The following is a 12,541-nucleotide window of genomic DNA, read 5'->3' as shown; positions in this document are numbered from 1 at the left end:
GCGATGACGGATTCAGCGCAAACGGAATGGCCTGAGGGACGGCTGCTCGCGTATTACGGCGACGACTTTACGGGATCGACCGACGCGATGGAGGCGATGACGGCGGCGGGCGTGCCGACGGTGCTGTGTCTCGACACACCGACGCCCGATCTGCTCGCGCGCTTTCCGGATGTTCGCTGCGTAGGACTGGCGGGTTCGTCGCGCGGACGCGATCCGGCGTGGATGCGCGACGTGCTGCCGTCCGCGTTCGCGAGTCTCGCTGCGTTCGGCGCGCCTGTCCTGCAATACAAGGTGTGCTCGACGTTCGATTCGTCGGCGGAGGTCGGCTCGATCGGCGCGGCCATCGATATCGGCGTGAACGCGATGCGCGCGCGCTGGTCGCCGATGGTGATCGGTGCGCCGCGTCTGAAGCGCTACCAGATGTTCGGCAATCTGTTCGCCGCCGTGAACGGCACCGGTTATCGTCTTGACCGCCATCCGACGATGTCGCGTCATCCCGTTACGCCGATGGACGAAGCGGATTTGCGCGTGCATCTCGGACGGCAGACGTCGCGCCGCATCGAGCTGATCGACATGGTGCAGTTGCGCGGCGGCCAGGGCGTTGCGCGTGTCGCTGCCCTCGGCGGCGATGACAGGCCCGTGGTGCTGATCGACGTGCTCGACGAAGAAACGCTCGTCGAAGCGGGGCGGCTCGTGTGGGAGCAGCGCGGCGAGGGTGTGTTCAGCGCGTCGTCGTCGGGGCTGCAATACGCGCTGGCGGCCTACTGGCGTTCGCGCGGCTGGCTGCCCGCGACGCCTTCGCTGCCCGTCGCCGAACCGGTCGATACGATCGCCGCCGTGAGCGGCAGTTGCTCGCCCGTGACGGCATCGCAGATCGCGTGGGCGCGCGCGCAGGGCTTCCACGTCGAGCGGCTGGATTTGCGCCGCGCGCTCGATCCGCGAACGGGCGACGCGGAGGTCGAACGTGCCGTCAACGCCGCCGCCGATGCGCTGCGCCGTGGCGTCAGCGCGATCGTCCATAGCGCGGAAGGTCCGGACGATCCCACGGTGACCGGCTTCGACGACATCGCGCGCGAGTTGGGTTTGACGCGTCAGCAGGCGGCGCGCAATGTCGGCGGCGCGCTTGCGCAGGTGATGCGCCGGCTGCTCGATCGCGTCGAGTTGAAGCGCGTGGTCGTGGCGGGCGGCGACAGTTCGGGCGAAGTCGCGAGCACGCTGGGTATCGATGCACTCAGCGTCGCGGCGGGTCTCGCGCCCGGCGCGCCGCTGTGTCGCGCGTCGTCGAAGTCGGCGCAGCGCGACGGGCTGGAGATCGTGCTGAAGGGGGGCAGATCGGCGGAGCGGGGTTTTTCGGTGCGGTGAAAGCGGGCCGCGAAGCGATGTGAAGGCGACGGCGCGAGCGGCGTTCATTAAATAGCCGTGCAGCGGATAAACTGAAAATAGCTGAATTTCGGCTAATTTGACTTTATCCGTATGGCAGCTAAAATGAAAATAGCCGAATATCGGATATTTTCATGTCTGCCACTCCTACCAGTCGTCCGCTTGTGACCGCGTCGCAGCTCGGACAGTTGCTCGTCGCATCGCGCAAGCGGCGCAAGCTCACGCAGGCGGAGGTCGCGCAACGCGTCGGCTTGAGTCAGAACCGCATATCGTATCTGGAGCGGAACCCGGACGAGCTTAGCTTCAGGCAATTGCTCAGCTGGTGCTCGGCCATCGGGCTCGAGTTGCGCCTCGGGGAGCGGGACGGAGGCACGCCGGACAACGTCCCGGAGTGGTGAAGATGGGGCGCCGCTCGCATAGCCAGACGCTTTCGCTTTGGGCCAACGGCGAATATGTCGGTCGTTGGACCATCAATGCCAACGGGGACTCCGAACTGCAGTACGACGCAGCCTGGCGCGACTCGCCGCGCGGGCGCCCGATCTCCCTGTCGCTGCCATTCAATCTCCACAACGAACCGCTCAGAGGCGATAGCGTTTCCCACTACTTCGACGGCCTGCTGCCGGACAACGAGACGATTCGAAGGCGAGTGGCGGCGCGTTTCAAGACGGGCTCCATCGACGCATTCGATCTCCTCGCCGTCATCGGTCGCGACTGCGTAGGGGCGCTTCAGCTCCTGCCGGGCGACGCGGTACCGGAAGGGATAGACAAGGTCGAGGGTATCGTCGTCGACGAGGAGGCCATCGAGCGGCACCTGCTCGAAGTCGTCAGTCCGGAGCGATTCGCCGCGGGAAGAGATCCCGATGATGACTTCCGCATTTCATTAGCCGGCGCGCAGGAGAAGGACGCATTTCTCTGGTGGGACGGCGGGTGGATGAAGCCGCGCGGCGCAACACCGACGACGCATATCTTCAAGCTGCCGATTGGCATGGTGGGCGGGCGCAAGGCCGACTTCACCACATCCGTCGACAACGAGTGGCTGTGCATGCGGCTCTTCAAGGCGTACGGGTTGCCCACGGCAGAGGCGCGCATCGAGACGTTCGGCTCGCAGCGGGTGCTCGTCGTCGAGCGTTTCGACCGGGTGCTTTCGCGCGATGGAAAGCGGCTGTTTCGGCTCATTCAGGAAGACTTCTGCCAGGCAACGGGCACATCGCCTCTGGTCAAGTACGAGAATGAGGGCGGCCCGGGTCTCCAGAAGCTGTTCACGCTTTTGCAGCAGTCACAGCAGGCGGAAGAGGACATGCGCACGCTCATGGCCTCGCAGATCATTTTCTGGATGATGCGGGCGCCGGATGGTCACGCCAAAAACTTCAGTATCCAGTTGCTCGCCGGCGACGCAGGGCGCTTCAGGCTGACTCCCATTTATGACGTGATGTCGGCGTACCCGGTCATCGGTAATGGGCCGAATCAGTGGGTGGACCAGGAAATCAAACTGGCGATGGCCTTGCTCGGGAAGAACAAGCATTATCAGGTGCATAAGATCGAGCGGCGGCACTTCAACAGCACGGCCAGAAAGGTCGGCTATGGCGACAGCGCCGAGCCGCTCCTGCGGGAGATCATCGATCGCACGCCCGAGGTCGTGGAGAAAGTCCGCGCCGAACTTCCCGAGGGGTTCTCGGAGCAAGTGGCAGACAGAATATTGGGCGGTATGCTGTCGGCCGCGCGCACGTTGGAGAGCATGCCTGCAAGCTGATGCATCCGGCTGCGAAGCGCCAGCACCCGAAGGTTCCACGCAAGGATCGATCGGTATATGGTATTGTCATTACACCAGAAGCTTGTCGCATACATGTAATGGGCGAGATCATCCCGCGTCGGAAGCTGTACCAGGAAGTCGTGGACCGTTTGATGGAGCGCATCCGCTCGGGCGAAATCGCGCCCGGCGCGCAGCTGCCGTCTGAGCGGGAACTGATGGAGATCTATGGCGTCGGGCGGCCTGCCGTGCGCGAGGCGCTGCAGACGCTCGAACGCTCGGGCATCGTCGAAATCGTGCACGGCGAGCGCGCGCGCGTCGTGGTGCCGACAGCCGACCGGCTGATCGGCCAGATCGCGAGCGGCGCGATGCATCTGCTGCGTACCGACCCGCAGATGCTCGAGCATCTGAAGCACGCGCGCCTCTTTCTCGAAACGGGCACGGCGCGCATGGCCGCCGAACGCGCCACGGAAGAAGACGTCGCGCGGCTGCAATTGAGCGTCGCGCAACATCGCGCGTCTATGGTCAACCTCGAAGAGTTTATCGAGCGCGACATGGCGTTTCACCGCGAGATCGCCAGGATCAGCGGCAATCCCATCTTCCCTTCAATCGTCGAGTCGCTGTTCCGTTGGGCGGGCGAGTACTATCGTCCGCTGGTTCGTGCGCCCGGCGCCGAGGAACTGACCCTGGCGGAGCATCAGCGCATCGTCGATGCCATTGCGAAGCGCGATGGCGACGCAGCCGCGCAAGCGATGCACGCGCATCTGTCGCGCGCCAACGATCTCTACCGCAAGCTGAGCAAGTAAGGCCGCCGCGGCTCGCGCGCTGCTCCAGTTCCTCGCGTCGCCCGCCGCGCAACCGGCCGTGAACAAGACGGGCCTCGATCCCATCTCGCACTGAGGGGCACGGCGGCTTTCACTGCCGATACGCGTTCAAAGCTCACACAGGCTGCCCGTCTTCAGGCTGCTGGACGAACCGCGCGAGGCGTTTCGAGCGCGGAGCAGGTGGAATTGTTACGCTAGAATCGTGGCACCGCGGGGGTGTTCACTACGAGCAGCAACAGCCGAAAGACGCCCGACAGCCTGGCTCGAACACGATGGCCAGTGCGACCGAAAAACAACAACGCCGCTGTGCTGAAGACGATCGCGAGTCGCCCGATTTCTCCCTGCGCGCCAGACTGGCTGCCCGCAGCCGGACTTCGTGCCGCTCCCCGTCGTATTCAGCCTGCCGAGGGACAAGCAGCGGCGAAACACCTATAAGGCATCATGTATTCGACCTTGCCAGCGTTCGTATCCGCGCTGTTCCTGGGCTTCGGTGTCTACGTCCTGCTGACGGAGGGCGTGACGCGTCTATCGGCGCCCTTTGCGCTCATGTGCATGACAACGTTTGCGTGGCAGGGCACATGGGCGTTCCTGTTCCAGACGACGAGCCCGGAAGCGGCAGGGATGCTGGTCAAGGCGGGTTACTTCTTCATCCTGTTTCTGCCGACCACGTTCTACCACTTCGTCATCGAACTCACCGAGCGGCGCGACGAGCGGCTGTTGCTGATGGCGTCGTATGCGTTGTGTGTGATCCTCGCCGTCCTGCTGATGACGAGCGACGAAGTGGTCGCCGGTTTCGGCAGCCATTTTTTCGGCGACTATCCGAAGGCCGGGCGGCTGCACCCCGTGCACGTGCTGCAGACCGTGATGCTCGCTGGCCGCAGCGGGTGGCTGCTGATCGTGTCGCGGCGTCAGGCGCGCGCACGTCATCGACGCCGCCTGCTGGGTCTCTGTCTCGTCAGCCTGTGTCTGTATTCCGTCGCGGCCGGCGACTACGCGGTCAATTACGGCTACGTCTTCTATCCGCCTGGCGTGATCTTCATCGCCATCAGTCTGGGCATCCTCGCCGTCACCATCGTGCGGCATGGCTTGATGCGCCAATACTTTCTCGCCGCGACTGTCGCGCAGGAGGTCGCGATGCCGCTCGAGGTGATCGGCATGCATGCCGACGAACTCGGCAACGCGCTGCCGGAACTGCTGCGCGGCTATCAGCTCGCCGTGCGGCATCAACTGCTCGTCAACGGGCTGTATCCGGGACAGTCGGAGCGGCTGCCTACTCTGACGCGTGCGATTCGACGGCAGATCGACAGCACCAGCACGGTCGTCGAGATGTCGCTGGCGTCGTTCACGCTGGACCGGCTCGATCGACGCAGCTTCGGTCCGCAATCGATCCGGCATTGCGTCGATTCGGCGCTGGACCGCTATCCGTTCCAGCCGGGCGAGCGGGCCCGCGTGTCCGTCATTCCGATCGATCCGCAATTGCGCTTTTCGGGCACCGATTCGCTGTTCGTCTTCTTGCTGTTCAACCTGCTGAAGAACGCGCTGTATGCGATCGAGGCGAGCGGCTCGGCCAACATCACGATCAGCGCGGGCCGCGACGGCGGTTTCTGCGTGATCCATTTCAACGATACCGGTCCGGGTATCGCGCCCGATGTGCTGCCACACATCTTCGACCCGTTCTATTCGACCAAGCCGCACGGGCAGGGCGGCGGCATGGGGCTCGAGTTCTGCCGGCGCGTATGCGACGCATTCGGCGGAACGATCTCATGCGCGTCGACGCCGGGCGTGCTGACCACCTTCACGCTGCGGCTGCCGGAGCCTGGTTCGGCGGCGGACCGCGCAGCGCACGATCCGCCGGTACGGTCCCGGCGCTCGCGCGCCGGGCAGGGTGAGATCAATTAGTTCGTGACGGGCGGCAGGATCACTTCATATTCCTTGACCCGCTCGATGATCCCTTCCGGAAAACGCCGGATCCGCTTGTCCATTCCGGCAAACAGGATCTGCTGATAGCCGTGCGACACGGGACGCCCGTCGACGCAAAAGCGGAACAGCAGATACGCAGAGCATTGCCGGACCTGGAACGTGTTCAGGTAGCAGTCGACGCGCTGGAACGGAAACGTCTCCTGCACGTATTCCTGATGCGCGCGTTTCGTGACAAAGGTGCCCCCTGCGGCCAGCAGATTGTTGTGAATGCACTCATGGAACCAGCGTTCCCGGCAGACGCCCTGCCATTCGAAATAGCGGGCGAAATAGGTGTTCATGAAGGCATTGGAGTCCTTTAGATAGATATCGATGACGTGGTGGAAAGTCTTCTGTGGCGAACCTTCGATCATCTCCGTCGACAGTAGCGTGGACGTACGTGACAGAACTTGAGGGATTGCTTCGCGAGTCAACATGCATTGCTCCTTGGGATGGCCGCTGGCGGCGGCCACGCATTCCTTCTGCATGAAGGAACGCCCCAATTCTGGCCCCTCGGTTTGAGTTTCCACGCTGGATGCCGTTAAACGTGATGAAGCAGTAGCACACGATTCGACGGCGGCGCGCGCTTTCACGCCGCGCGCGGCCTCACGGGAGAAACAGCGAGTTCAATGATGAAAGTAGAAGATCTGATGACGAAGCGCGTCGTGACGGTGGGCTTCGATGACACGCTCGAAACCGTCAAGGATATTTTCGAGCAGTCGGGGTTTCATCACCTGCTGGTCGTCGAAGACCGGGCCTTGCAGGGCGTCGTGTCAGACCGCGATCTGTTGCGCGCGCTCAGTCCGTTCATCGACAGCGTGGTGGAGACGCAGCGCGATATCGGCACGTTGAGCCGGCGCGTGCATCAGATCATGAGCCGCAAGCCGGTTACGCTGCGCCCGGATGCGGATGTGGCGGATGCGATCCAGTTGTTCCTGAACCATCCGATCTCGTGTATCCCGATCGTCGATGGCGAGTTCCGTCCAGTGGGGATCGTCAGCTGGCGGGATATTCTGAGAGTCTGCGGCGACGTGCTGGGCTCGCCCGCTTCCGCGCATAGCGAAGCGGAAGCGGCGACGCGCGGCGAGTAAAAAGACAGCAGACGGGCGCGCGGCCGCTCACGCCGTTTGCGGCGCCAGCACGGGAATCGACATGACTTCGCCTCCCTTGCCGCCCAGCGCGCGATATTCCTGGGGCGCCATCCCATAGGCACGCCGGAACGCGCGCGTGAACACCGACGCGCTCTTGAAGCCGAGTCCAAAGGCAATATCCAGCACCAGCGTGTGTGGATAGCGGATGAGATCGTCGGCTGCATGGCGCAGCCTGAGATGGCGAATGTAAGCGCCCAGGCCGCCCTCGCGCTGGAACAGCCGGTACAACGTCGAGCGCGGAAGCTGCAGCGCGCTCAGCACACTTTCGGGCGAGAGCTCGTCGTCGCACAGATGCGCCTGAACATAGCGCCGCACCTGATCGACCATGACGGCGCGCGGCTCGGTGGAGGTAATGTCGTCGTCCGGATAGCAGGCCGGGCCAGGCGTCGCGACGTACACGCTTGCATACGCAACCGGCCAGGCAGGACCGATTCCGTCTTGCGACAGGCAACGGATGTCAAATGTAGTAGCGCAATGGTCCATGTGAAATTGTTCTTTGCGGTTGCCGGGCCGCAAGCTTCTCGAGCCAGGCGGCCAGACTCCTCGCTTGCCGGGCCGCCGCTGCCTGCCCTCGGAGATTCGGCGGCGGCCGGGCCACGAGGCGGTTCGCCGGGCGCCAGGCCAGACGATCTCCGCCGTTTCGGGTAAGGCGACGCGCTTCTCTCTGGAAGCAATCGGTCGCCGCGTGTTCACAACGACGTCCACCGCTACAACCACGGCTACAACGACGGCAACCGCACCACGGCCCTCTCTCAACTGGATTCAGCAGCGTGAAAATCAGCTCAACTCCTTGAGCAATCGCCGTGCCATTGGGCCGATGCCTGTCGCAACGGGAAAACCCCGACGCGCGAGGTAATGGAGTGGACGATTTCGACCAGTGCGCTTCGCGGCAATGGACGATTCCGGCCAAATGATGCATTTCAAAGTGATGATGTGTCGAATCCGTCCACTGCGAATTCAGAAAGGGAAAGCGAATTGCGCCGTTCAGGCGAAGTCGTTGGACAGCGGGGGAAGTGTCGGCGGGCGAAGAAGCGAAGCCGGCGCGGCAAAGGGTGCCGCGCCGGATAAGAGCGATGTAGACGCAGCGCGTGGTCTACGACTGCAGACTGACCTTGCTGTACGTCAACCGGCTGGGCCGCACGCGCATGCGCACCAGCGACACGAGGAAGCTGAAGCCGGCCTGGTTCGGATCGATCACGGGCACGTAGCTGCCGAGCGCTTCGCCGAGCAGCGTGGAGACGCGGCTCGCGACATCCACGAAACCCGTGCAGCCGAGCAGGATCGCCTGCGCGCCGTCGTCCTTGATCGCGGTCAGCGCGGCCTCGAAGGTGCGGACGACGACGAGGTCGATGTTGTCGAGTTGCGCGACGGGGCAATCGATCGCGCGGATCGACGCGAACGTGTCCTGGATGCCGTAGGTTTGCGGATGGCCGCGCTGCATCGCGAGCGTGCTTTGCAGGATCGTGACGATCGAAAAGCGTTGGCTGAGCATCAGCGCCGCGAACGCCGACGCCGGAAAGCCGCCGATGATCGGGATATCGATCACCTCGCGCGCGGCCTCGACGCCGCACATGTCGAAGTCGGTCAGCCAGATGCCGTCGAAGCCGTCGCTGGCGATCGACTGCGCCAGTTCGACCACGGGTATGCCGTTCTGCAGCCAGTTCGTACGGTTCTCGATGTCGGGATGCCCGCTCGCGATGTTGCGGATCTCGACCTGCATGTCGGGCGGCACGACGGGCGCGATCGCCTTCAGGATGCGGTCGTTGTATTGCGACGTGGCGACGGGCACGAGCACGCAGATGCGAAGCGGCGCGTTCAAGAGGCGTCTCCGTGGTGGATGGATGCGAGCTTGTCGAGCGGCACGTACGGTCCGAGATAGCCGAGCGTGTTCAGCAGTTGCACGAAGCTGTCGAGATTCAGTCCCGGCTTGCTGATTTCCGCTTCGGCGCGCCAGGCGATCAGCGTGACGGGGCGCTTGCCGACGGCCGGGTTCAGCGTGCCGTCGTCCTGTACGAGATCGCCATTGGAGAAGATCGACTGACCTTCGCCGCCGACGTAGTACGCGATGCTGTCCGGCGCCAGCACGACGGGATGCGCGCGCTGGCTGTCCCAGACCAGCAGCGACTCGTTCTGGTAGATCACCGTGTACGTGTGCGAGCCGGACTGAATGCGGATCTTGCCGACATCGAAGCCGCCCGCCGTATCGACTTCCGCCGAAACGAGTTCGCCGGGTTCCGAGATCGCGCGCGCGGTCAGTCGGCAGCGCTCTTTCAGATAACGGGTCATCGCCGGCACGTCGTGGATCTGGCCGGCCTGCACCGCGCGGCCGAGTTCCAGCGCGCGCGTCAGCGTGCCGCGAATCGGCGTCGCGCGGCCGATGTCGGCGGGCGTCATGACCCACATCGCGAGGCCGCCGAACTGGCCGAATTCCGGATCGGCGACGACGGGGCGCATCATCTGCTCGACGATGGCCGACACGTCGCGCTGATGCGTCGGTCCGCCGTTGCTGCCCTGGCGAGGCGTCACGTCGAGTTCGACGCTCAGGCCGCCCTGGCTCACGAGAAATGCCGGACGCGGATCGATTTCGGCGGCGGCGAAGGTGAGCATCGGCAGCGAGGGCACGGCGCGTCCCGCGCCGTCCGCGTCGATCACGGCGAGGCCGAGCTTCGCTGCGACGAGCGCCGCGACCGTGAAGCCGAGCGCGCCGCTTTCGGGCGGCATCACATAGGCCAGCTTCGTGGACTGCGCCTCGAGCCGCGCGATGACGTTCTGCACGGCCGTCACCGGTCCGATCGGATACGTGGCCGTATTGATCGCTTCCGGCGCGCCGAGATACGCGACCATGACGGCGGCGCCTTCCGTGGCTTCGTCGACGGACACGACCTTGACCGTGTCCGTCGGGTAATAGTCGCCGGCGACGAAATGCGCCGCCAGATGCCGCGCGGATTCGATCGTGCCGCCGCCCCCGCTGCCAAAAAACGCTGCGCCGAGCAGCAGCGGTTCCAGATCTTCCCGGCGTATCTCAAAGGCCATGTGCGATTCCTTCGTTGTCGTTGTCGAGAGAAACCTCTTGCCGGAGTTCCGCGAGCAAGGCCACCGCCCTCGCGATCCGGGTTGTCGGGTCCGCCGGCAGCGCGCGCAGTCCGCGCTCGAGCGTATCGATCGCGTCGGCGCGGCGGCCCGTCGATCGAAGCAATGTGGCGAGATAGCGCGCGGCGTCGACCCGCGCGGGCACGGAGCCGAATGCGAGCGCCGTCGACAGCGCGGCGCGCAGCCCCTGTTCCGCGGCCGTCAGGTCGCCGATCGCCCACTGCGCGCGCGCCCGCGTGACCAGCAGCTCGCCGAGATACACGCGTTCCTGGCGAGCCAGCGTTTCATCGACGGCCCTGGCGAGCATCTCATCGCAGGTGTGCGCGCGGCCCGCTCGCAGCAGCAATTCGCCGTGCTGCCACGCCATGAACGAATAGAACAGCGCGCCGCCGTTGCAGACGACATGATTGTCGAAGCCGTCGAGCATGATGGTTTCCGCTTCGTCGGAATGGCCGCGCATGCTGAGATCGCACGCGCGCAAGATCTGGCCGACGCCGCGATAGAACGCGAAGCCGTTCGCGATGGACACCGATTCGAGTTCGCTCGCGAGACGGCCGAGGTGCTCGGCTTCGTCGAACAGACAGGCGAGCCACGAGGCGCCTTGCAGGTTGACCGCGTGCGCGAACGCGTGCGGTCCCGGTTCGGAGGAGCGCGCGATCAGCATTTCCATCGCCTGGCGCGCCTGCGCGAATGCGCCGATCTGATACGCGGCGAGCCCTTCGAACGTCAGCGCGAGGCTGGCGAGGTCGATGCCCTGCGAGCCGGTGCGCGTGTCGTGGCGTCCGACGCCGAGCAGATTGCCGCGCGCGAGACACGCCAGCGCTTCTTCGCTGTCGCCGAGCCAGAACAGCGTGTTGGTCATCGCGACGTGCGCTTCGTCGAGCGAGACGCGGTCGCCGCTGTTCTGCGCGCGTTGCAGCATGTCCTGCGCGGTGGCGCGCGCCTGCTTGAGTTGCAGTGTGGTCAGTTGCGTGGTCCAGACGCCGAACTGGATCGCGGCGATTTCGGCGGGCTCGCAGACGCCTTCGCCGATCGACAGCGCCGCCGCGTAGCAGGCGGTCGCCTCGGCGTAGAGCCAGCCGTGCACGCTCCGCAGACTCATGCCGAGCATCCGGTACGCGTCGAACTGCAGACGGCGCACGTCCTGCTCGCTGGTCGCCTGCAGTACGTCGAGGCAGCGGCGCAGCGGCGGAATGGCTTCCGCGAAGCGCGACTCGGCGATCAGCGCAGTCGCGTGTTCGAGGCATTTGTGGGCCTCGCGATGATGTTCTTCGCGCGACTTCAGCCGCCGCTCGATCGTCTTCCGGCCTACGCCGAGCAGCGTGGCGGCGGCGCTCTTGTTGCCCGCCGTGCGTTCGAGCGCGCGGTCGATCAGCAGATCTTCGGCGGCGGCGAGTTTGTCGCGGCCGTCGAGTTGCAGCAGCATGTCGGCGAGACTCGCGCGCGAGACCGGGCCGGCCGCTTCGTTGGCGAGAAACGGCTCGAGCGTATCGACATCGATCAGCGTGTTTTCGGCCAGCACGCTCAGCTGGCTGATCAGGTTGCGCAACTGCCGGATGTGTCCGGGCCACGCGTGCTGGCTGAGCCGCCGGACGGCGGCAGGCGAGAACTCCAGCCGCCGCGGCTGTTGCGAAGCGAAATGCGCGACGAGCGCGGGGATATCTTCGACGCGCTGTTCGAGACCGGGCACGCCGAGTACGAACACCGCGAGCCGATAAAACAGGTCTTCGCGGAAACGTCCTTCGCGCGACAGTTCGCGCAGGTCGCGGTGCGTCGCCGCGACGACGCGTCCTTCGAAACGCAGATTCGTCGACGAGCCGATCGGGCGGAAGGTGCGCGTTTCGAGCACGCGCAACAGCTTCGGTTGCAGCGCGAGCGGCAGTTCGCCGATTTCATCGAGCAGCAGTGTGCCCGTGCCGACTTGCTGCAAAAGTCCCTGGCGGTTTTCGGCGGCGCCCGTGAACGCGCCTTTCACATGGCCGAACAGTTCGGCTTCGACGAGATGCTCGGGGATCGCGCCGCAGTTGACGTCGACGAACGGCTGGTCGTGACGCGGGCTGCGCATGTGCACGCGGCGCGCGACGAGTTCCTTGCCCGAACCCGTCGGGCCGAAGATGAGCAGCGCGTGATCGGTGGGCGCGACGCGGTCGATCAGACGGACCAGTTGACGGAATGCGGGTGCGGCGCCGATGAACGCGCCGGAATTCGTTTTGTTTGGGGCAAACGGAATGACTGGGGGCGAACTCATTGCAAAGTGGGCTCCAGATAGACCCGCGCATGGCGCTACGCGGCATGCGTCCGCGCCATTCCCGTTTGGATGGCGAGGGCTGTCCGCGGCGAAAAAGTGAAAGTATGCCGGGTTGTCGCCGACCTGATTCCTTGAAATAAAACGT

The 12,541-nt window shown here is 64.7% G+C and carries 11 protein-coding genes; 6 read left to right on the top strand and 5 right to left on the bottom strand.

Annotated elements, in window-relative coordinates; genetic code table 11:
- The first annotated feature begins 3 nt into the window (after positions 1-3).
- The 5 genes from oiaK (at position 4) to FRZ40_RS38805 (ending at position 5,850) form a co-directional block, all read left to right on the top strand.
- Positions 4-1,362: a 3-oxo-isoapionate kinase OiaK gene (gene oiaK / locus FRZ40_RS38830; RefSeq protein WP_147237771.1), complete on the top strand. Its 1,359-nt coding sequence runs from the start codon at positions 4-6 to the stop codon at positions 1,360-1,362.
- A gap of 152 nt (positions 1,363-1,514) precedes the next feature.
- A complete protein-coding gene (locus FRZ40_RS38825; RefSeq protein WP_028366186.1) occupies positions 1,515-1,778 on the top strand; it encodes a helix-turn-helix domain-containing protein in 264 nt (87 codons plus the stop codon).
- Positions 1,779-1,780: 2 nt separating this feature from the next.
- A complete protein-coding gene (locus FRZ40_RS38820; protein WP_147237770.1) occupies positions 1,781-3,130 on the top strand; it encodes a type II toxin-antitoxin system HipA family toxin in 1,350 nt (449 codons plus the stop codon).
- Between the two features lie 98 nt (positions 3,131-3,228).
- The gene (locus tag FRZ40_RS38815; RefSeq protein WP_028366184.1) at positions 3,229-3,933 is read left to right on the top strand and encodes a transcriptional regulator NanR; all 705 of its coding nucleotides are present in this window, start codon (positions 3,229-3,231) and stop codon (positions 3,931-3,933) included.
- Between the two features lie 459 nt (positions 3,934-4,392).
- On the top strand, positions 4,393-5,850 hold the full coding sequence (locus tag FRZ40_RS38805) for a sensor histidine kinase (RefSeq protein ID WP_028366183.1): 1,458 nt from the start codon (positions 4,393-4,395) through the stop codon (positions 5,848-5,850).
- Here the strand turns inward: FRZ40_RS38805 and FRZ40_RS38800 are convergent.
- Positions 5,847-6,344, bottom strand: coding sequence for an acyl-CoA thioesterase (locus tag FRZ40_RS38800; RefSeq protein ID WP_028366182.1), 498 nt, complete (start codon positions 6,342-6,344; stop codon positions 5,847-5,849). The two genes, FRZ40_RS38805 and FRZ40_RS38800, sit on opposite strands and share 4 nt — an antisense overlap.
- Before the next feature lie 195 nt (positions 6,345-6,539).
- On the opposite strand from FRZ40_RS38800, the gene FRZ40_RS38795 reads away from it, so the two are divergent.
- Positions 6,540-6,998: a CBS domain-containing protein gene (locus tag FRZ40_RS38795; RefSeq protein ID WP_028366181.1), complete on the top strand. Its 459-nt coding sequence runs from the start codon at positions 6,540-6,542 to the stop codon at positions 6,996-6,998.
- Between the two features lie 27 nt (positions 6,999-7,025).
- On the opposite strand, the gene FRZ40_RS38790 is transcribed toward FRZ40_RS38795, so the two are convergent.
- The 4 genes from FRZ40_RS38790 to FRZ40_RS38775 all read right to left on the bottom strand — a co-directional run bounded on the left by FRZ40_RS38790 (position 7,026) and on the right by FRZ40_RS38775 (position 12,396).
- Complete coding sequence (locus FRZ40_RS38790) at positions 7,026-7,541, bottom strand: helix-turn-helix transcriptional regulator (RefSeq protein WP_147237768.1); 516 nt, start codon at positions 7,539-7,541, stop codon at positions 7,026-7,028.
- Between the two features lie 610 nt (positions 7,542-8,151).
- A complete protein-coding gene (locus tag FRZ40_RS38785; RefSeq protein ID WP_147237766.1) occupies positions 8,152-8,877 on the bottom strand; it encodes an aspartate/glutamate racemase family protein in 726 nt (241 codons plus the stop codon).
- Positions 8,874-10,091, bottom strand: coding sequence for an S-methyl thiohydantoin desulfurase domain-containing protein (locus tag FRZ40_RS38780; protein WP_147237764.1), 1,218 nt, complete (start codon positions 10,089-10,091; stop codon positions 8,874-8,876). The genes FRZ40_RS38785 and FRZ40_RS38780 overlap by 4 nt, the downstream gene beginning before the upstream one ends.
- Positions 10,081-12,396, bottom strand: a complete 2,316-nt coding sequence (locus FRZ40_RS38775) for a sigma-54-dependent Fis family transcriptional regulator (protein WP_028366178.1) — start codon at positions 12,394-12,396, stop codon at positions 10,081-10,083. The genes FRZ40_RS38780 and FRZ40_RS38775 overlap by 11 nt, the downstream gene beginning before the upstream one ends.
- Positions 12,397-12,541 lie beyond the last annotated feature (145 nt).

Origin of the sequence: Paraburkholderia azotifigens (genome assembly GCF_007995085.1) — a bacterium.
Taxonomy (GTDB): domain Bacteria; phylum Pseudomonadota; class Gammaproteobacteria; order Burkholderiales; family Burkholderiaceae; genus Paraburkholderia; species Paraburkholderia azotifigens.
The sequence above is the reverse complement of the archived record's forward strand: the minus strand, read 5'-3'. Positions and strand labels throughout refer to the sequence as shown.

Bases quoted from the DNA above. Each gene is read 5' to 3' on its own strand.
- oiaK (WP_147237771.1), top strand. From the start codon at position 4: ATGACGGATTCAGCGCAAACGGAATGGCCTGAGGGACGGCTGCTCGCG.
- FRZ40_RS38825 (WP_028366186.1), top strand. From the start codon at position 1,515: ATGTCTGCCACTCCTACCAGTCGTCCGCTTGTGACCGCGTCGCAGCTC.
- FRZ40_RS38820 (WP_147237770.1), top strand. From the start codon at position 1,781: ATGGGGCGCCGCTCGCATAGCCAGACGCTTTCGCTTTGGGCCAACGGC.
- FRZ40_RS38815 (WP_028366184.1), top strand. From the start codon at position 3,229: ATGGGCGAGATCATCCCGCGTCGGAAGCTGTACCAGGAAGTCGTGGAC.
- FRZ40_RS38805 (WP_028366183.1), top strand. From the start codon at position 4,393: ATGTATTCGACCTTGCCAGCGTTCGTATCCGCGCTGTTCCTGGGCTTC.
- FRZ40_RS38800 (WP_028366182.1), bottom strand. From the start codon at position 6,344: ATGTTGACTCGCGAAGCAATCCCTCAAGTTCTGTCACGTACGTCCACG.
- FRZ40_RS38795 (WP_028366181.1), top strand. From the start codon at position 6,540: ATGAAAGTAGAAGATCTGATGACGAAGCGCGTCGTGACGGTGGGCTTC.
- FRZ40_RS38790 (WP_147237768.1), bottom strand. From the start codon at position 7,541: ATGGACCATTGCGCTACTACATTTGACATCCGTTGCCTGTCGCAAGAC.
- FRZ40_RS38780 (WP_147237764.1), bottom strand. From the start codon at position 10,091: ATGGCCTTTGAGATACGCCGGGAAGATCTGGAACCGCTGCTGCTCGGC.
- FRZ40_RS38775 (WP_028366178.1), bottom strand. From the start codon at position 12,396: ATGAGTTCGCCCCCAGTCATTCCGTTTGCCCCAAACAAAACGAATTCC.